Source organism: Nocardia sp. NPDC003999 (genome assembly GCF_053604885.1).
The window spans coordinates 12030-33768 of the sequence record NZ_JBSGIB010000007.1; the positions used below are offsets into that span (position 1 = coordinate 12030).

Annotated in this window: 3 protein-coding genes (1 of these 3 running past the window's edge); all 3 read right to left on the reverse strand. The window is 70.5% G+C overall.

Annotation, left to right across the window (positions count from 1 at the left end; genetic code table 11):
- Tightly spaced (each overlapping or abutting the next), the 3 genes in view from ACWESM_RS16270 to ACWESM_RS16280 form a layout consistent with a single transcriptional unit that may run on beyond the window.
- Nucleotides 1–1824, reverse strand: coding sequence for a thioesterase domain-containing protein (locus ACWESM_RS16270; RefSeq protein ID WP_452492361.1), 1824 nt, complete (start codon nt 1822–1824; stop codon nt 1–3).
- Nucleotides 1821–13742 (reverse strand): thioester reductase domain-containing protein, encoded by an 11922-nt coding sequence (locus ACWESM_RS16275; RefSeq protein WP_452492362.1) that lies wholly within the window; start codon nt 13740–13742, stop codon nt 1821–1823. Before ACWESM_RS16275 ends, ACWESM_RS16270 begins: the two co-directional genes overlap by 4 nt.
- Nucleotides 13739–21739 carry the 3' portion of an SDR family NAD(P)-dependent oxidoreductase gene (locus tag ACWESM_RS16280; RefSeq protein ID WP_452492364.1) on the reverse strand. The gene runs 13725 nt beyond the window's last position, so 8001 of the gene's 21726 nt are visible here — the last part of the coding sequence; its start codon lies beyond the right edge, outside the window; the stop codon is at nt 13739–13741. The genes ACWESM_RS16275 and ACWESM_RS16280 overlap by 4 nt, the downstream gene beginning before the upstream one ends.

Below are 21739 nucleotides of genomic sequence, written 5' to 3' on the forward strand. Positions count from 1 at the left end.
TCAGGCGGATACCGCGTCGGGGCGGACAGCGGCGAGCTTGTCCGCGAGCGAGTCGAGCAGCGCTGCCCGCTGCTCGACGAGAAAGAAGTGGCCGCCGGGCAGCAGCTCGGTGGAGCGCAGTCCAGGCAGGACGTCGCGCCAGGCCTCCAGCTGGGAGACCGCGACCTGGCGGTCGTCGCGACCACCGAACAGGTGGGCCGGGCACGACGGCGCGGCGGCGGGTGTGAATCGGTAGTCGTCGAAGATCTCGAAGTCGCTGCGCAACGCGGGCAGGAACAGCGCCATCACCTCCGGGGTCTCGCGCACTTCCGGCGGGATGCCGCCGTAATGGCCTACCGCCGCGACGAACTCGTGGTCCGGTAGCTCCGACAACCGACCCGGCCTGGGGAGATGCGGGGCCACCGCACCACCGAGGAACAACGCGCGTGGCGCGATCCCCTCGGGCAGGCGGCGGGCGACCTCGTAGGCGGCCAGCGCGCCGAGGCTGTGGCCGAAGAACGCGAACGGAAGATCGGTCAGCGGCAGCACCGCGGTCAACGCCGTCTCGACCAGATCGGTGAATCGCCGGATCGGCGTCTGCGCCAGATGCCGTTGGCGGGCAGGCAGTTCCAGAACGCACAGCTCGATCCAGTCGGGCAGCTGGCGCCGCCACGGCGTGTAGGCCGCCGCCTTGCCGCCGGCGAAGGGCCAGCAGAACAACCGCAGGCTCGGCGTCGCGGCGCTCTTGCGATGGATGGTCAGCCCTTGCGCCTCGCGAATTGGTTGCGCCGCAACCGCCGTCGGAGAGGTCATCGCAGCCGGAGCGGATTCCGGTGCGACCGGCATAGCCGTTCTCGGTGTGACCGGCGCAGCCGCTGTCAGTGCGGCTGCCGAGGAAATCGCCGAGACCGTCTCAGCCGGAGCGGCTTTCGATAGGGGCAGCGCACGTACATCAGCTACCGTCGCGATCCGGGTCACCGGGGCATCCAGCGTCGCGAAGAACTTCGACAGCGGTGCCGACGGGCCCACCTCGTAGCGGGGTGTGCCCGAGCGCAACAACGCTCGCATGTTCGCCGTCCAGCGCACCGGGGCGGAGATCTGGCGGACCAGATGCTCGGCGAGGGTTTCGGGCCGATGGAACTCCCCGGTGTAGTTCGAGGTCACCGCGACCGCGCGCTCAGCCCGTATGCGCGGTGTGCATTCGGCCAGATGCCCCGCGAACTCGTCCTCGATGCCGCGCATCCAGCGGGAGTGGAACGGCGCGCTGACCCGCAACGGGACGAACCGCAGTTCCGGGAAGCGCTCGCCGAGCACGACACGGGCGGCCGCGACAGCGTCGCGTTCACCGCTGATGACCAGCTGATCGGTGGAATTGTCGTTGGCCACCTCGACGCCCGCCTCGGCCACCAGATCGGCCACCCCCGAGTCGGCGATGCCCGGCAGGATCAGCGCGGCCATCGCGCCCGCGCCCTCCGGCACCGCGCGCTGCATCAGCGCGCCGCGCGTGCGCACCAGCCGTACCCCGTCGGCGAGTTCGAAGACGCCCGCCGCGACCAGCGCGGCGTACTCGCCGAGACTGTGCCCGCCGAAAGCGACGGGCTGCCAGCCGGATTCGCTCACCAGCACCCGGTAGGCGGCGATCTCCATCGTCAGCACGCACGGCTGGGTGTACTCCGTGCGATGCAGTCGCGGATCCCGCTCGACGCAGATCCGCAGCAGGTCCTCGCCCACCGCGGCGCTCGCTTCGGCGAAAGTGTCTTGCGCGAGCGGGAATTCGGCGCAGAAATCCGCTCCCATCCCGGTGCGCTGCGCACCCTGCCCCGGGAAGACGATCGTGCAGCTCACCGCAGCACCTCCGCGGTCGGCTCGGCCCCGCGGGGTGCGGGGATGTAGCCCACCTCGGCGCAGTGCGCCAGGTACACCCGCACCAGGTCCTCGGTCGGCGGGCAGTCGATGCCCGCCGCGCCGAGCACCCGCCGGGTGTAGGTGCAGTCGGCGTAGGAACTCTCCTCGTAGTGGATGGTGCCGAACAGTTCGATGCCGTACTTGAACATCTCCAGGGTCTGGCTGTCGTACACCTCGTCGGTGCCCAGCCGGTAGATCTGCCGGTCGGTGGCCCTGCGGTGGAATTCCTCCAGCGGCACCAACGCCACCTCGTACCCGGCACGCTGGACGTAGCGGACCACGTCGTAGTAGCGCCGGATGTCCGGATTGGTCAGGTGGTAGGTCTCCCGGTAGGTGGCGCGGCGCGTGGCGATGTGCACGATCGCGGCGCTGACGTAGTCGACCGGACTGATGTCCCAGTGCACCGGCGTCAGCATCGTCTCGCCGGTCTCGATCATCGTCTTGAGGATGTCGTAGTACGCGCCTTTGACGCTGACCTCGGAGAACGGGTACCGGCCGGTCCGGCTGTCGCCCATGATGTTGCCGGGGCGAACGATGTCCCACAGCAGTCCGCGTTCGCTCGCCTCCCGGATCAGCTTCTCCGACTCGTATTTGGTCTGCTGGTAGGGCAGATGGTCGTAGCCCTGACCCAGTTCGAGATCCCGCTCGGTGAACGGCGGGTTGTTGAAATTGAGCCGATCGCCCAGCGCGCTGAAACTCGACACGTACACCAGGTACTTGCCGCGCGAGCGCAACGCGAATTCCACCGCGCGACGGGTTCCTTCGACGTTGATCGGGGCCAGGGCGTCGTAGAACGTGACCAAGGTGGTGCGGCCCGCGGCGTGGATGGTCAAGTCCACGTCGTCGGCCAGCCGCCGCCAGGTGACCTCGTCCAGGCCGAGCCGTTCGCTGGAGACGTCGCCGAGCACCGCGGTGACGCGCTGCGCGAACGCCTCGTCGAGGGTCGACTCCGGGTCGTAGGTGCTCAGGAAGTGCTTGATCCGACGCTCGGCCGCGGCCACGGTCTTGCCGCGCACCAGGCAGGTCACGCGGACGTCGGTGCGGGTGAGTAGATCGTGCAGCAGCTTGCCGCCCAGCACGCCGGTCACGCCGGTGATGAAGACCGACCGCACCGGGATCGGGACCTCTGTCGTCACCACGGGGATGTCCTGCTGGGCCGCTGTGGCCGCGGCGGCCACGGTCGGGCGCGGAGCGTCGTCGTGTGCCGTGCCGGAGATGATGCCTTCGGCCACCAGATAGTGCGACAGCGACGCGATCGTCGGATGCAGCTCGGTCGATTCCGCCGGGATCTTGACGTCGTAGTGCTTCATCAGCCGGTTGAGCATCCGGACGGTGGCCACCGAGTCGAATCCGAAGTCGGCGAATTCCGCGTCGAGGTCGAGCTCGGCCGGGTCGGACTTGGTCAGATCGGCGAAGATCTCCCGGATGTGCTCGGCGAGCCGGTCGCACAACTCGCTGTCGAATTCGTCACCGGAGGACTCGGCGACGGCCGGTGCGGCGACTTCGGCGGTGGGCGTTTCGACCGGTTCCGGCGGTGCCGCAACGTCCTGAAGCGCTGTGCCGTTCGGTGAGTGCCCGTTGCGCTGCTCCGACTGCGGTGGCTCGATCTCCTGCGTGACCACCGTCTTCGCGACCACGTGCGGTGTTCGTCTGCGGTAGTCCTCGGGCACGATCCAGTAACTGCGCCGGGCGAACGGATAACCGGGCAGACCCACGATCCGGCCGAACGGCTGCTCGTAGCCCTGTTCCCAGTCCACGGTCCATCCGCCTGCCCACAGTTCCGCGACTCGCGGCAGGTTGCCCGACCGCAGCAGGGCGCGCACTTCGGCGCGGTCGGCATCCGATTCGCCGGGCAGCTCGTCGAGGTCGCGGTGGGTGCGGGCCACGCCGCGGAAGACCAGTAGTCCCTCCGCCGGTGCGGGTGCGCCGGCATCGGCTGTGCTGTCGAGTAGTTCGACGAGTTCGGCCGTCGAGGTGGCGACCACCGCGAGTCGATGTTCGAACGGTGTCCGGCCGACGGCCAGCGTCCACGCCACATCGGGCAGGGCGAGCGGGTGATCGCGCAGCCGATCGGCGGTGCGGGCGGCCAGCTCCGCGAGCCGGTCGGCGTCGCGGGCGGACAACACCACGATCCTCGGCCGCCCATCTTCCGGCGTTGCCGCCACGGGCTCGGCGTCGGTGAGGATCATGTGGGCGTTGGAGCCTCCCGCGCCGAACGAGCTGACGGCGGTGACGCGTGGTGTGCCGTCGACGGGGCGCGGCCAGGGTGTGGGCCGATCGATGACGTGGAACGGTGTCGCCGCGAAGTCGATTCCCGGGTTCGGTGGATCGCTGTGCAGGTTGGGCGCGATGGTGTCGTGGCGCAGTTGGAGCAGCGCCTTGACCACGCCCGCCGCGCCCGCCGCCGCTTCCAGATGTCCGACACTGGATTTCGCCGAGCCGATGCCGCAGTAGCCCTGCTCCGCTGTCGAGCGCCGATAGGCCTTGGTGAGGGCGGCGATCTCGATCGGGTCGCCCAGCGCGGTACCGGTGCCGTGGGCTTCCACGTAGCCGATGTCGGCCGCGTCGACGCGTGCCGCGGTCAGGGCTCGGCCGATGAGGTCGGCCTGGGCGACTGGGTTGGGGACGGTGAACCCGTTGGTGCGTCCGCCGTGGTTGACGGTGCTGCCCCGGATCACGCCGTAAACGCGGTCACCGTCGGCGCGTGCGTGCCGCAGCGGTTTGAGGACCAACGTGACCACACCCTCGCCCGGCACGTAGCCGTCGCCGCCCGCGCCGAACGTCCGGCAGCGGCCGTCGGTGGATGCCCAGCGGCCGTAGCCGAGCAGCAAGTACTTGCCGGGATGGATGGACACGTTCACCCCACCGGCCAGCGCGTAGGCCGCTTCGCCGCGGCGCAGACTCTCGCAGGCCAGATGCAGCGCGGTCAGCGACGCCGAGCACGCCGTGTCGACCGCGAGAGACGGGCCGGTGAAGCCGAAGTGGTAGGACACCCGATTCGCCACCGCGAAATACCCCGAGATCGGCACGCCGACGAACGCCTGGTACTCGGCGTATCCGACCCCGGCGAAGACGCCGGCATCCGGCAGGCCGCGTGCGGCGGCGCTGCGGCGTACCCGATCGGGCGAGTAACCCGCGTCTTCCAGAGCCGCCCAGGAGGTTTCGAGGAACAGCCGTTGCTGCGGGTCCATCTCCTCGGCGTCTTTGGGGGTGATGCCGAAGAAGCGAGCGTCGAACTTGTCGACGTCGTCGATGAATCCGCCCCAGCGCGCGTAGGTGGTGCCCGGTTCGTCGGGATCGTCGGACAGGTATTCGCGGTGATCCCAGCGTTGCGGCGGCACCTCGACGATGCAGTCGCGACCGGCGACCAGGTTGGCCCAGAACTCCTCGATGTCCCCCGCCATCGGGAACTTGCCCGCCATGCCGATGACGGCGATGTCCTCGGCGTCGTCCGCGTCGTCCGCGTCGTCGGCGGAATGCTCGGCGGGAGCGGTGGGCTCGGAGGCGACCGAGCCCACCGACGCGGGTGCGCCGCCGGATGCCGCGGTTGCGGTCGTCGTGTCGTCGGTGATGGCGGCCAGACGCGGCCCGTGCTCGTCGGCGAGGTAGCCCGCGAGGTCGCGAACGGTCTGGTATTCGAACATCAGCGTGCTCGGCATCGGTCCGAAGTCGGTTTCCAGCCGGTCGTTCATCTTGCTGATCAGCACCGAGTCGATGCCATAGTCCTGCAGCGGGATTCGGGTGCGGATCCGCTGCGGGTCGAGTCGGCAGTACTCGGCGAGCAGGCCTTTGAGGTAGGTCTCGGCGGACTGCCGTCGCTGCGTGGGGTCCGGCGGTGTGGGCTGGGCATGATCAGGCGCAGCAAGTCCACGAGCCCGATCGTCGGCAGGGTTCTGGAGCGCGCTGTTGTCCTGGAGCGCAGCGGCCGTCTGTGTCGCGGGCACCGACGAGCCTCCGACAGCTTGCGAGGATGTCGCGGGTCCATCGAGTGCCGTCTCGACCGTTGACGTGCCGGATGCCACCGCTGCGGCGGTGCTGAGCTCGCGGGGCGCCGCGCCGGTCGATGGGGCTGCGGTGCGCTGCGTCGCGGCGAGGTCCTGGGCTTCGCCGACAACGGAGCTGTGCGACGGGCGCGCCGTGTGCTCGGACGAAGGGGCGCTCATGTCCGGTGCCCAGCACCGTTCCCGGTCGAACTCGTAGCCGGGCAGATGGATACGGCGCGCGGCCGGGTCGGCCCAGCCCGCATGTGAGACGTGCCCGCCCTCGACCCATTGCCGTGCCACCGCCTCCGGGTCGTCCAGCACGGTGGCAGTGTCGCGGTCCGCGGCGGGGGTGTCGGTCGTTCCGGTGTAGACCCCGGCAGGCCGGTCGCCGTCGGCGAAGGCGGCAAGCCGGGCCACGACCGCATCCACCGAATCCCCGACCACCGCGAGCCGATGCTCGAATTCGCTGCGCCCGACCGCGAGCGTGCGCGCGACGTCGGCGAGCGACAGATTCGGATGCGCCGTGAGCTGCCTGCGCAGCGTCCGCGCCATCCGCGACAGGCTCGTAGCGCTGCGCGCGGAGAGCACCACCACCTGCGGTTCCCCGGGCCCCGCACGCCGTGCGGTCGCTACGGCCGGTGCGCCGTCGACCACCAGGTGCGCGTTGGTGCCGCTGAAACCGAAGGAACTGATCGCGGCTCGGCGTGGCGCGCCGTCCCAGGCCCGCAGTTCGGTGTTGACGAAGAACGGCGACTGCTCCAATCCGAGCAGCGGATTCACCGAAGCGACGTGCAGCGACGGCGGCACCTGTCCGGCGCGCATGGCCAGCAGCACCTTGAACAGGCTCGCCATGCCCGCGGCGTGCGAGGCGTGCCCGATGTTCGATTTCACCGATCCCACCGGGATGACGCCGACCGCGTCGGTGTAGCGACGGAAGGCCGCGGTGAGTGCCTCGAGTTCGATCGGGTCGCCCAACCGCGTTCCGGTGCCGTGCGTTTCGACGTAACCGATGGTGGACGGATCGATCCCGCCGTCGCGATACACCGCCAGTTCCAGTTCGGTCTGCGAACGAACGCTGGGTGCGGTGATGCCGTTGGTGCGGCCGTCGTGGTTGACGCCGATCCCGCGGATCACCCCGTGGATCGGGTCGCCGTCGCGTTCGGCGGCGGCCAACGGCTTGAGCACCACCACGCCGACACCCTCCGCGATCACGAAACCGTCGGCGTCGGCATCGAAACTCGCGCATCGCCCGCGTGGTGAGAGCATGCCCATCGAGGAGGCGAGCAGGTGGTATTCGGGTGTCACGAACACCGCGACACCGCCGGCCAGCGCCAGCTCCGACTCCCCTGCGGTGAGACTGCGGCATGCCTGGTGCAACGCGACCAGCGCCGAGGAACAAGCGGTGTCCAGACCGAGACATGGGCCGGTGAGATCCAGGTGATAGGCCACGCGGGCAGGCAGGATGGCCGGGCTGTTACCGGTGAACACGTGATGGGAGCCGACCGTTCCGCGGTTGCGCAGCAGGGTGGCGTAGTCCGATCCGGGTGACCCGGCGAAAACGCCGCAGCGGGTGCGCCGCAACGACTTCGGGTCGATGGCGGCGTCTTCCAGGGCCAGCCAGCTGTGTTCCAGGAACAGCCGCTGCTGCGGGTCCATGTAATCGGCTTCGGCAGGCACTATGTCGAAGAACGCCGGATCGAACTCCTCGACGCCGTCGAGGAAGCCGCCCCACTTGGAGTAGGTCTTGCCCGGCGTCGCCAGGCCGGGACGGAAATGCTCAGCGATCGGCCAGCGTCCGGCGGGGATCTCGGTCACCGCGTCCCGCCCTGTGGCGAGATCGCGCCAGAACTCCTCGAGGTTCGCCGCGCCCGGGAACTGCCCGGACATGCCGATGATGGCGATGTCCATCGATGTTGACCTTTCGCTGGGCCGTGCGGGCGGCGCGGTGGCGGTTCGAGGAGCGGAAGCGCCTTGTTCGGCCATGTGCCTGCTGAGCAGCCGCACCGACGGATGGTCGAACACCACCGTGGGTCGCAGCGCCAAGTCGTAGCGGGCGTTGACTCGATCGATGATCTTCACCGCGAGAATGGAATCGACGCCGTAGTCCGACAGCGGCAGCTCCGCGCGCACCTCGCCGCGCCCGACACCGAGGCCCTCGGCGACGAGGGCGACGAGTTCGGCTTCCAGGGCGGCCGCACCACTCACGGTGGCCGGTTCCGCGTCCGGCCGCGCACCGGCGGGCGGGTTCTCGGTATCGGCGAGGCCGACTCGCGCGGTGGCGGGCTGCACATCGGCCGGGGGTAAGGCGACAGCGGGCAGCGTGGTGGCGCTGACCGCGGCCAGCAACCGGAAACTCGGCTCCGGGTCCTCCGACAGGCCGGGACCCCAGGCGCGGATTTCAGAGAAACCCGCCGCACTCATGGCGTCCCGCCACTGCGATTCGGACAGCAACGGCGAATACGGGAGACGCGCCTCGGGATCGCGATACGCGTGCCAGCCCTCCAGCAGGCCGAACGTCAGCGCGAGAACCTCGAGGTCGGCGGTCGCTTCGGTACAGGCGAGCACGCCACCGGGCGCGAGCAGCCGCCGGACGTTGCGCAACGTCGCGTCGATCGACCGCGTCGCGTGCAGGACGTTGGCGCAGATCACCAGATCGGCCTGGTGTGCGGGGAAGCCTTGCGCGATCGGATCCGTCTCGATGTCCAGCACGCCGAACCGCACGTTCGACCGCGTACCGAAGGTGCGTCGGCCGTGCGCGACGAAACTGTGCGATACGTCGGTGTAGTGATAGTCGAACGCGATCCCGCGTTCGGTGAGCGCGTCGAGCACCGCGTGCGTGGAACCGCCGGTGCCCGCGCCGACTTCCACGATCCGCACCGGCCGGGTCTCGCCATGCCGCTGCGCCACGTCCGACACCAATCCGGCGAGCAATCCGTTGGTGAAGTCGTAGGCGGCGTTGCCGCGATAGATCGCGCCGACCAGTTCGAGGTCCCCGCCGGGGAACAGCACCTCGGTCGCGGACATCTCGCCGCGCAGTACGCGCGGATAGGCGGCCAGGCAGGCATCGAGCAAGGCCACGTATGGTTCGGTCTCCGGGAAGCGCGCGAGCAGGTCGGCGCGCATCCCGCCGGTACCGGGTGGCGGACCAGGCACTTCGATCCGGTCGTCGTGCCATCGCACCAGCCCATGTCGCCGCAGGATATCCAGGCAGCTGGTGCGTAGCCGGTCGAATTCGGGCCGCACACCAAGGCGCGCGTCCAGCGACCGCGTGGTCCACTCCCCCGGCGTGAGCCCCATTCCGGCGAAGGTGGCGAACAGCAGCATCGCCGCGTAGCGGCCGAGTTCGGCCTTACCGGGCTCCACTGTGCCCGCGGGCTGGATGGACGCGTCGAACCGCTCCACCGCGGCATCGAACCCCGCACGCGGCGGTGCGATGATCCAGTAGTCGGTGCGCTCGAACGGATAGCCGGGCAGCGGGATTCGCTGGCGCGGCCCGCCGCGTCCACGCCAGTCGACGTCGGCACCCGCGACCCACTGCCTGGCCAGCTCTCGGTCGTCCGCCGCGGGCGCGTGCAGCGGTGGCCGGGTGTGTGCGTCGACGCTGCCGGTGACCACGGGGCCGAGCTGGTCGGCGCCGAACTGATCGAGCGCGTCGGCCACCTCGAGCGGCGAGGACGCGACCACCGCGAGCCGGTGGGCCAGTGCGGGCCTGCCCACTTGCAAGGTGCGCACCGCGTCGAGGAAATCCGCGGGGTCGAGGGTGCGGAAGTGCCGTGCCATGATTTCGGCATAGCGGCGCAGCCGCTCCGGAGTGCGCGCGGACAGCACGAAGATCTCGGGTTCACCGGTGGCGCCCGGACGCACTCGGTCGTCGATGAACTCCGCGAGCACCACGTGAGCGTTGGCGCCGCCCGCCCCGAAGGCGCTGATACCCGCGTGCCGCGCCACCGCGACGCCGTCGACGGTGCGGCGCGGCCAATCCTCCAGTTCACGCGGTAAGCGGAACGGCACCGAGTTGAACGCGATGGCCGGATTGACCTGTGCGGCATGCAATGTCGGCGCGATCCGGCCGTGACGCAGCTGCAACAGCACGCGGGTGAGACCCGCGACGCCCGCAGCCGCTTCCAGGTGCCCGATGTTCGACTTCGTCGACCCGAGTGCGCGGGAGCGGCCGCCGTCGTTCCTGCCGAAAGCGGCGGCAAGCCCGGCTATTTCGATCGGATCGCCGAGCGGTGTCCCGGTTCCGTGCGCCTCGAGGTAGTCGATCGCGGCGGCGTCGACCCCGGCGGCGCGCAGGGCCTCGCCGATCACGTCGGCTTGCGCCCCTGGATGCGGCACGCTGTACCCGGAGGTCTGCCCGCCGTGATTCACCGCGCTGCCGAGGATCAGGCCGTGGATGGTGTCGCCGTCGGCGCGGGCGGCCGACAGCGGCTTCAGATACAGCGCCCCGACGCCTTCGCCGGGCACGTAGCCGTCGGCGCTCGCGGCGAAGGGCCTGCACCGGCCACTCTCGGACATCATGCCCAGGCTGTGCAGCAGCAGGAATTTGTCCTCGTGCAGCAACAGGTTCACCCCGCCGACGAGCGCCGCGTCGCATTCGCCGTCGAGCAGGCTGCGCCGCGCCAGATGCAGTGCGGTCAGCGACGCCGAACACGCGGTGTCCACGGTGAGGCTCGGTCCACGCAGACCGAGGGTGTAGGAGGTGCGGTTCGCGATCGACGACGGGATCGAGGCCACCGCGACCGGATCGCCGTCGCGGCTGGCCGCCACTCCGAGCAGCCGGTAGTCGCTCCAGGTGGCGCCTACGAACACACCCACCCGGCGGTCGCGCACGGCCGGGTCGGTGTGGTGGTAGCCGGCGTGCTCGAGCGCCGCGTACGCCTGCTGCAGGAACAATCGCTCCTGCGGGTCAAGCAGCGGCGCCTGAACCGGCGGGATGCGGAAGAACTGGGGGTCGAAACCACCCACGTCACGCAGGAATCCGCCGGTCATCGGTGGCGCGCCGGGCGTGCCTCGGACGGAGGTGAGCCACCAGCGTTCGGCGGGGACCGGGCCGACCGCGTCGTGTCCGTCGCGCAGATTGCGCCAGAACTCCTCGATGTTTTCCGCGTCGGGGTAGCGGCCGCTGATTCCGACGATCGCGATGGGCTCCTCGACGGACTTGCGATGCTCGTCGACCGGCACGGTCGCGTGATGCGCATCGCCCGGCGCGGATGGCGCGTCGGACGGTGCGGTCGCCGGTTGTAGTCGTGCTCGCAGGATGTCGCTGTGGCCCCATACCGCGGCCAGTTGTGCGCGGTGGAGCGTCGCGCAGGACAACAGCAGGTCCAGTCCGGTCGCGGTGGGCAGCAGTCCCACACCGGCGCGCCGCAGCGCGGCTATCTGCTCGGCGGGCGGACGCATACCGCCTTCGGCCCACAGCGGCCAGCCGATGCTGATCGTCCTGCTTCCGGCTCGGTCGCGCTGTTCGGCGAAGACGTCGAGATAGCGGTTGGCCGCCGCGTAATCGGCTTGCCCCGGGTTGCCCAGCACCGCGGAGACCGAGGAGAACAACACGGTCAGGCGGGTCTCCGGCAGCGCCCGCGTCAAGTGCTCGACGCCGTAGACCTTCGGTGCGAGAACGGTTCTCGCGTCGTCGCGGCTGCTGCCGGACAGCAGTCCGTCGCGCAACTGACCCGCACCGTGGTAGAGCACGTCGACCGGCCCGAAGGTGGCGTGGGCGATCGTGGCGACGCGTTCGGCGTCGGCCGCGACCGACACGTCGGCGCGCACGTGTACGGCTTCCGCGCCGAGTTCGCCGAGCTCGGCCAGCAGTCCCGCGGCCGACGCGTCGAGCGGACGGCGCGATACCAGCACCAGCCGTGCGCTGTACTCGGCGGCGAGGCGGCGGGCCAGGTGACGGGCGATCCCGCCGAATCCACCGGTGACGACGACCACCGACCCCGTGCGCAGCACCGCGTCGCCGGAACTCGGCGTGGCATCGGTGAGCGGGCGGGTCCGGCGGATCCGGCGTTCTGCGCCGTGGTAGCGGATCTCGGTGGCGGGGTCGCGTTCGTCGACGCCCAGCTCGGTGGCCACGATGTCGTCGATCGGACGGGCGGGGTCGCGTTGGATGGCCCGCAGCAACGGTTGCGGCTGCTCGAGCCGCAGTGTGCGGGCCGCACCGCCCAGGAGGGCGCAACTCGATTCACCCGCGGGTGTCGCCGGTGTGAGAGCCAGCACCAGGCGCACCGGCGGTTCGGACACTCCCGCGACCGCGCGCAGCAGATCGCGCAGCGGCAGGTACACCCGTTCGATCAGCGCCTGCGGGTCACTGTCTGTCGTCGTTTCGGGCCACAGGTACACCGCGGCGTCGAAGCGCAGCCGCCGGGCCGTCAGCTGGTCGACCAGCGACTCCATGTGCCGTGCGTCCGCCGGGTGGACGACGAAAGCGTCTGTACCGGAGACGAACTCGCCACCGGGACGGACCCGGATGACAGTCGCGGCCGCGCCGTGCGGGTAAGGGTGCTCGGCGGTATCGAAGACGAGCAGGCTGGTGGGTTCCCGACGCGTATGCGCGGTGGTGTCGGGCTCCCAGTCGAACCCGAAAACGACGAGGTCGTCTGCCACTACGGATTCCGGCGACGCGACCTGGTCCACTGTCGGCGGGGCTGCCACCTCGGCGATCACGGTGGATTCGGCGGGCACGGTGTCCGGGGTCGACGTGGCGGGGCGGTAGTTCGCGCCGACGATGTCGGCGAGATGTCCGGCGAGCGCGTCGATGGTCTGGTACTCGAACAGCAGCGTCGGATACAGCGGCTCGCCGACCCTCGCCTCCAACTCGGCGGTCAGCCGCAGCAGACGACCGGAATCCAATCCGAGCTCGTAGAACCCGACGTCGGTGGCGATCCCCGCGGCGTCGGCGCCGAGTTCACCGGCCACGAGAGCGGCCAGATCGGCGGTGATCACCGCACGCGGATCACCTGAGGCCACCGGCACAGTCGTCGGTCGCGGCGTGGCTTGTCCCGTGGGTGCTGCCTGCGGCCGCGTCAGCAACCGCTGGATATCCGCGCTGCCACGCACGCGCTTGGACGTCAGTCGATACCGCGCCACCGGGGCTCCGTCCCGGTCGTAGAGCGCCACATCGGCTTCGAGCAGGTCCCCGCCGTGCCCGCCGCCGCGGACCGCCGCTCGCACGAGCACCTCCTCGGGCGTCGGGCGCCAGGCGCGGACGTCGCCGAAGAAGATGGGGATGAACGCGCTGTCGTCGTCCACGCCGAGCCGCTGCGGATCGATGAACGGCACGATCGTGGAGGCGTCCAGGAACGTGGGATGCAGCAGGAAGCCGGGCAGATGCGCCGCGGCCTCCGCGCCGAGACCGAGCGTCGCGGTGACCACATCGTCGCGCCGAGCGAAATACCCAGTGGCGCGCATGAATTCGCGATGATCGATACCGCGGCCGCCGGTCTGGGCGTACAGCTCCGCCATGCCACGCGCACGGGACGCCGCCCGCAACTCGGCCGCATCGATCCCCGGCGGCTGATCGGAGGAAGCAGACCGCACCACAACGCATTCCGCGACAGGCTCGATCGCGCCGACCGGCACGCCTTTCGCGTCCAGGCTCTGGACGTCGATGGCGATCCGGCCGGTCGGACGATCCACGCGGAACGCGATGCGCACCGCGCCGTCGTCGGCGAGGGCGACCGGACGCTGGAACAACGCCTCTCGGATCGTCAGCTCGCCGGGCCGGTACCCCGCCGCCATCGCCGCGCGCAGGATCATGTCGAGATACACCACGCCCGGCAGGATCCGTACACCGTGCACGCGATGGTCGCGCACCACCGGGTCCTCGGCGCGCAGGGTGGTGGCGAAGCTGTCCAATTCGATCCCGCTCATCGCAGCGGCTCCACCTGGAGGAACGACGGTGCGGGCGCGCTGATCGGCACCACGATCCGCGGCGCGGGCTCCGTCGATGTGCTGGGAACCGTTTTCGGCAGCATGAAGCTCCTCTTGCGGAAGGCGGGTGGATCCAGGGGGTGGCGTGTCGGACGGTGCCCATCGGGCGCCTGCTCGACGATGAGGTGGGCATTGGTGCCGCCGAAGCCGAACGAGCTGACGCCCGCCGCGCGGGGCCTGCCGTCGGCCGGCCGCCACGGGCGCAGTTCTCGGTTGACCTGCAGCGGCGATCCGGCGAACTGGAATCGCGGATTGAGGTTGTCGCAGTGCAGCGACGGCGGCAGCGCCGCGTGGTGCACGGCCAGGATCGTCTTGACCGCCCCGGCGATGCCCGCCGCGGACAGCAGGTGCCCGATATTGGTTTTCACGCTGCCGACCGCGCACGGCTCCGGGCCGCGCGACCGGTCGCCCAGCACGGTCGCCAACCCCTTCAGTTCGATGGGGTCGCCGATCATGGTGCCGGTGCCGTGCGCCTCCAGATACGACAGCGCGTCCGGGGACATGCCCGCCACTTCGAGCGCCGCGGTGACCACCTCGATCTGTGCCCGCATGTTGGGTGTGGTGATGCCCATCGTGTGCCCGTCGTTGCCGATCGCCGAGCCGCGCAGCACCGCGTAGACCCGATCGCCGTCGGCGAGCGCGTCGTCCAGCCGCTTGAGCATCAGCAGCGCCGCGCCCTCGCCCGGCACGAAACCGTCGGCGTCCTCGGAGAACGTCGCGCACCGCCCGTTCGGCGAGAGCACACCCGCCGCCGACAACGTGACGAACAGCATCTCGTCGAGCAGCACTTCGACCCCACCGGCCAGCGCCGCGTCGACCTCGCCCGCTCGCAACGCCTGGCAGGCCAGATGCACCGACAGCAACGACGACGAGCACGCGCTGTCGAGCACGACATTGCCCGCGTGCCAGTCGAAGAAGTCCGAGATGCGCGCTGCGATGAAGTTCTGCCCGATGCCGATGATGGTGTGCCGGTCGGCGACCGGGATGCGGTTGAAGTAATTCGCCGCCCTGCTGCCGGCGTAGACGCCGACTCTCTTGCCCGCCAACTCTTCGCGCCGGTATCCGGCGTCGGTGGTGGCCAGCACCGACGTCTCGAGCAGCAGCCGCTGCAACGGGTCCATCTGCCAAGCGAGCTCGTCGGTGACCCCGAAATACCGCGGATCGAACAGATCGACACCGTCGACGAACCCGCCCCATTTGCTGTTGGTCAGACCGGGCCCGCCGCCCGGGCGGTAGAACCGGGCGGGATCCCAGCGAGCCGGGTCCACCTCCCGGATGCCGGAGGCGCCCGTGGCGAGCAGGCGCCAGAACGCGTCCGGAGTGTCGCCGCCCGGAAGGCGGCAACCGATGCCGACCACGGCGATGGGCTCGGCTGCCCGGCCACTGCGGGCGTCGGCCGCCCAGGTGGCCGCACTGGGACGGTATGTCCCGCTGTCGAGTGTGCGTTGATGATCAGCCGGTGGCCGCTGCGGATCGGCCGGTGGATCCGGCGGCGCTTCGGGCGCGAAACGTTCCGGGAACTGCTCGGTCAACAGACCCGCCAAGTCGTCCAGGGTCGGGAACTCCAGTACCAGCGCCGGGTCGAAGGGCGCGTCGACGACCTGCTCGATCCGGCGCACCGCCGAGGCGATCAACACCGAATCCGCGCCGTACTCCTCGAACCGTTTGTCGCCCTCGAAGCGGGCGGGGGCCAATTTCAGTTCGTCGGAGAAGATGCGCAGCAATTCCTGATACGCCGCCGCGGAGCCGTTCGCCGCCGTGGGCCGCGCAGTCGGCACGGGCGCCACCTCTGCTGCAGGTCGATTCGTCCGTGTCGAAAGATGAAGTGCCGCACCGTGATAGGGCAAGACTACCGGGGCGGGTAGACCCAGTGCCGCGTCGAGTAGCTCGAATCCTTCCTCGGCGCTGAGGGTGGGCAGGCCGGTGGCGCGGTAGGCCGCGCTGGTCACCTCGCCGAACCCGGTGTCACGGAACGACGGCCAATTGATCGACCGGAACCAGTGTCGTCCCAGGGCGTGCTGGGCCTCGGCGAAGCGGTCGAGGTGCGCGTTGGCCATCGCGTAGTCCGACAGGCCTACCGACAAGCCGGGCAGCACGGCCGACACCGAGGAGAACAAGACGAAGAAGTCGGGACGGTCGGCGGCCAGGACGTCGGCGAGGACCGCGGTGCCCCCCAATTTGGGCGCGAGCACGGTCGCGACGGCGTCGCCGGTCTTGCGCACGAACGCCGGGCTCTCCGCGGATACGCTTCCCGCGCAGTGCAGCACGCCGCCGATCGGGCCCAGCTCGTTGCGCACTCGGTCGAAGAAGCCGGACAAGCCCGCCTCGTCGGTGAGGCTGCCGAAGTAGGTGCGCACGGCGACGCCGCGGTCACGCAACTGCACCAGCCGCCGAACCTTCTCCGCCTCGGGGCCGGTTCCGGCAGCGACCCGGTCCCATTCCGTCTGCGGCGGTAGCGGTTCCCGGCCGAGGACGGCCAAGCGGCGCGCTCCGCGTTCGGCCAACGCCGCCGCGAACGCCGCACCCAGTCCGCGCGTGCCGCCGGTCACCACATAGGTGCGGGCGGGATCCACCACCAGACCGTCGCGGGCTGTCGCGTCGGTGAGTTCGACGGCTTCGCGTATTCCACCGCGATACCGCACCCGCGGCGCGCTGTCCTCGGTGGCCGCGCTCTCCGCGCCCAGTATCGCCAGCAATCGCGCGGGATCGGCGCACACCGCGTCGCGCTCGTCACCTATATGGACGCTCCGTGTGCGCACGTCGCGGATCTCCTCGGCGAGCGCGGCGACCAGGCCGCCCAGCGGCGCGGACTCCGGGCCGTCCGCGCCGGGGTGTCCGGCGGCGATGTGCAGCAGCGCGAGCGAACCGGCGCGCGCCTCGATCACGCCTTGGTAGAACCCCATTCGGCCGAGGTCGCCGGTGGGTCGTCCGGTCGCCGCGGGGACGAGATCGCCCACATCGAGGACGCAGTCGGTGTCGGGATAACGGGCCGCGAGCGCCCGGCCGAGCGCAGCGCCCGCGTCGAAGTCGTCGCGGTGCAGGTCGCCCGGTAGTTCGGAGAGCCGCACCAGGCGGCCCGGATCACCGGTAGCGGCGGTCAGCGCCTCCAGCAGGTGGTGCGGGGTTCGCGCGTCGTATACCAGCAGGGCGCGGCGGGAACGCAGGTCACCGCCGGGCAGCGCGGCTTCTCGCCAGACCGGGACCAGCAACCGTTGCGCTGCTGCCCGGCGGGTCGGCGCGGACTCCCGCATCCCGGCCTCCGTCTCGAATCCGCCCGTCGAAAGCTCCGACAACGGCTCGAGTGCGAGCCATTGCGCTGATACGGGTTGCGGTGCTCCCGCTTGGAGCGTGGCCTGCCCATTCAGCGCGGGTTGCGCGACCGGAACAGGTTCCGAAGTCGGCGTGGGCTGCGGCAGCGAGGTGTTGTCCGGCGTGAATGTGGACTGGTCACTGTGCCCGGCACCCGGTTCCACGCTGGACGCGACGTCCGGAATCCAGTACCGCTCTCGGGCGAACGGGTACGTGGGCGCGGGAATCCGGCGTCGCGGTCCCGGATCACGGACGGTGGCCCAATCGAGGTCCTTACCGCCGAGCCAACGCGCGATCCGGGAATCTTCCGCCGCGTCCCGGCAGGATCTAGCGCCCGGCACGTCCTCGACCCAGGCGCGGACCGCGGCGCGCAACTGGCCGATGTCGCGCGCGACGAACGCGGCGCGCGCGCTGCCCGCCTGCCGACCCACCTGCATGGTGAAGGCGAGATCGGCGAGGTTCGGCTGCTGCCCGGAGAGGAAACGATCCAGCGCGGTGACGTACTCCGTGAGCCGCTCGCCGTCGCGCGCGGAGACCGGGACGACCTGACCGCCGCTGAACCGCGTCTGCGGCCTGCGATCCACGTACTCCTCGATCACCACGTTCGCGTTGGCCCCGCCTGCCCCGAACGAACTCACCGTCGCCCGGCGCGGCCGCGCCGGATCTCCGCCGGGCCATGGCAGCGGGCGGGACGGGATTCGGAACGGTGTGGCCGCGAAGTCGATGTTCGGGTTGGGCGGCGTGGCGTGCAGCGACGGCACGATGGTCCGGTGGCGCAACTGTAGGAGCACCTTCGTCAGCGCCGCGACACCGGCCGCGGCCTCGAGGTGGCCGACATTGGACTTCACCGAACCGATCGGCAGCTCGGTCACGCCGGACGTGCCGAACACCTTTGCCAGACCGGCGATTTCGATGGGGTCGCCCAGCGCGGTGCCGGTGCCGTGCGCTTCGACGTAGGAGACCGACGCCGGGTCCACGCCACCGGTGCGCAGCGCCGAGCGGATCACCGCCGCCTGCACGTCGGGATTGGGCACCGTGAACCCGTTGACCCGGCCGCCGTGGTTGATCGCGGTGCCCTTGATGACGCCGTAGATGGTGTCGCCGTCGGCTTCGGCGTCGGCCAGCGGCCGCAGCACCAGCGCCCCCACACCCTCACTGGCCACATACCCGTCGCCCCCTGCGCCGAAGGAACGGCAGCGGCCGTCGGTGGAGGCGAACTGCCCCTGGCTGAGCGCGACGAATTTGTACGGGTGCAGTGACAGATTGACGCCGCCGACCAGCGCCAGCCTGCATTCGCCGGTCCGGATGCTCTGGCAGGCCAGGTGCAGTGCGGTGAGCGAGGACGAGCACGCCGTGTCCACCGCCATGCTCGGCCCTTGGAAGTCCAGGGCGTGCGAGACACGGTTCGGGATGCTCCAGAACGTCGACCCGGGCAGCGTGCCGCGCCCGAGCCGGGACTCCTCGGCCCCGAACATCTGATAGGTGCCCCACATGACACCGACGAACACACCGGCCTGCTCCGGACGCAGGCCGCCACGGGCCAGGTCGGCCCGGGAGTGTCCGGCGTCTTCCAATGCGGCCCAGGCGGTTTGCAGGAACAGCCGCTCTTGCGGGTCCAGGATCTCCGCCTCGCGCGGGGAGATGGCGAAGAACAGCGGATCGAAGCAGTCGACGTCGTCGAGGAACCCGCCCCACTTGGTGTACGCGGTGAAAGGGTTGTGGCGGTCGGGGACGAAATAGCGGCTGTGATCCCACCGCTGCCGCGGGATCTCGGTGACGCAGTCGCGTCCCTCGACCAGCACCCGCCAATACTCGTCGAGCCCGTCCGCGCCCGGGTAGCGTCCGCTCACGCCCACGATCGCGATGTCCCCCACCGCGTCGATGTGGCGATCGGTGTTCGAGATGGCGGCCGCGGTCGGTGTCTCGCGCGATGCGAACGACTCGGCCGACGCATGTCGAACCTCCTGCCGACCGACGCTGGGCGCGGACGACCCGAACGGGTCTGCCGATGCGTGCGCGGTCACGGGCCGCCGGTCGCGCGAAGCCGAGCGGTCGGCAGCGGCCGCGTCGTTTGTGCCGGTCTGGTGAGTGCGTGGGGCGGTATCCGTTGCCCGCGGCGGCACGGTCGCGACGCCGTTCGACATCGGCACGGTGCCGCCCACGGCCATTTCCACGTTCAGCCGGGGAGCGGGCGTCCGCGCCGCCGTCCGATCGGAGGAATCGCCATTGCTGTCGATCGGCGGCGGCGCGGACGGCGCTTGCGCGGAGGTCAGCCGCACCAGCAGGCCGACCACCGCGCGCGGGGTGGGGTACTCGAAAGCGAGGGTGGCGGGCAGGCGGTGACCGCTGGAGCGCGACAGTTCGTCGCGGATCTCGAGCGCCGCGACCGAGTCCAGCCCGAGTTCGTGCAGCGGCCGATCGAGATCATCGCCGGGCGCCAACCCGAGGCAGCGGCGCACCAGCGCCTCCGTCCGCGCGGACAGGTCGGCGGCCGAATCTGTCGGCGTGGACGCATTTTCGATCGGCGCGACGAAGTCCAGCAGCACGTCCGGCACGTCGGCGGCGGTCATACCCGACATCGTCAACGGCATAGTGGTGACCGCCGGAGCCGCGGAACCGATCAGTTCGGCGAGCGTGTCGAAAGCCCGGTCGGGCCGCAGCAGGCCGTAACCACGGCGGGCCAGCCGTTGCACCGCGCCGCTGCTGAGCCGCTCGACCATTCCCGTGTCCGCCCACGGGCCCCACGCGATCGACAGCGCGGGCGTGCTAGACGCGTCGCGCGACTCGGCCACGCCGTCGAGGAAGGCGTTCGCGGCGGCGTAGCCGGCCTGACCGGGCAGTCCGACCACTGCCGCGGCCGAGGAGAACAGCAAGAAGAATCGCAAGGACCGGCTCTCGGTCAGCTCGTGCAGATGCCATGCCCCGAACGTCTTCGGCGCGAGCACCCGCCCGACCCGTGCGGCCGTCTGCTCGGCGATCACGCCGTCGTCGAGCACCCCGGCCAGGTGCACCACGCCCGCCAGCGGCGGCAGCTCACGGTCGATCCACGTCAGCGTGGCCGCCACGGCCGTACGGTCGGCGACGTCGAGCGACCGCACCTCGATCCGAGCGCCACGCCCCCGCAATTCGGCGATGGCGGACTCCGCTCGAGCATCGGGCGCGGACCTCCCGGCGAGAACCAGGTCCGGCCAACCGCGATCGACGAACCAGCGAGCCAGCCGCAGACCGACCCCACCCAGGCCACCGGTGATCAGCACCGTCCCACCCGCGCCGGAGGCGACCGTCGGCGCGCTGGGCACTGTCAACGGCACGAGCCGAGGCACCCGACGACGCCCCTGACGCAGCGCGAGCTGCCGCGGCGACGAGGGTGTCAAGAACATGTCGACCACGGAGCGAACGTCGGCGTCCTTATCGAGATCGATTACATGACAGCCCATTTCGCGGTGTTCGAGCTGCGCGCTGCGGGCGAATCCCCACAGCGCCGACTGCTGCGGCGCCACCCGATCGGAAGGCTCGACTCGCTGACCGTGACGGGTGAGCAGCCACACCGCCGGTTCTCCGGCCAGCGCCGCGGCCTGCACGAGATGCAGCGCGCCCACCACCAGACGTTCCGCGGCCACCGGTGCGGGCGTGTCCTCGTCGGACAGCGCGACCGCGGAGACGATCCCGCGCATCGGTGCGCGACCGTGAGCCACCGCGCCGAGCAACGCCCGCACGGCCGCGGGCACGCCGAGGTCGATCTCGAACTCGTCTTCCCCGCGGAACCTGAACCCGTCACCGGGCCTGGCGACTACACACTCCCCGCCACGTGCCCGCACCTCGTCCGCGACGTCGTCGGCGAAGCTTCCGGGCGCACCGATGACGAGCCAGCGCCCGGCCGCGGAGGCCGGTGCCGCCGGGCCGGTCTCCCGCCAGTCGATCCGGTAGGTGTCCGCGACCGACCGATCGGGGGACGCCGGGGCGGACGACTGCCCGGCCGAATTCGGCGTGGGCATCACTCGCAATCCGTTCGCGACCAGCACCGCAGAGCCCTCCTCATCGAGCAGTCGAACATCGGCGACACACAGCTGCGGCGTCTGCTCGAGGACGCGCACATGGCCGAATCGAACGGTGCCCGCCGCGGCGGAGACGAGTACCTGGTCCACCGCGAACGGCACCCACGTCTGCTCGTCGGCCCGCGGCGACATCGCCGCGTAGGTGGCTTGGAACGCCGCGTCCAGCAGAACCGGGTGCACCGCCCCAGGGCCGGTATCGGTCTCGAAATCCGACAACGTGGCCAAGGCTTCGCGCCGACCCAGGCGCAGGCCGACGACACGGCGGAACGCCGGTCCGTAAGGCAGGCCCGCGCGGGTCAGCCGTTGGTAGAACTCCGCTGCGGCCAGGTGTTCCGGGCAGGCGCCGAGAATCTCCCCGAGAGAGGCACCATCCGGGATCCGGTGCGTTCCGGTGCGGAGATGGGCGCGGGCGTGTGTGCCTGAGCTTTCCGTCCGCACGTGCACCGCGAATCCGTCGGCGGCCGGGTCGAAGACGATTCGTACCTGCTGCGGGCCGGTCAGCGCGAGTCCGCTGGTGATCACGAGGTCCTCGATCGCGACGACGTCACCGGCGACGAGTCCGCGCGCGATGTC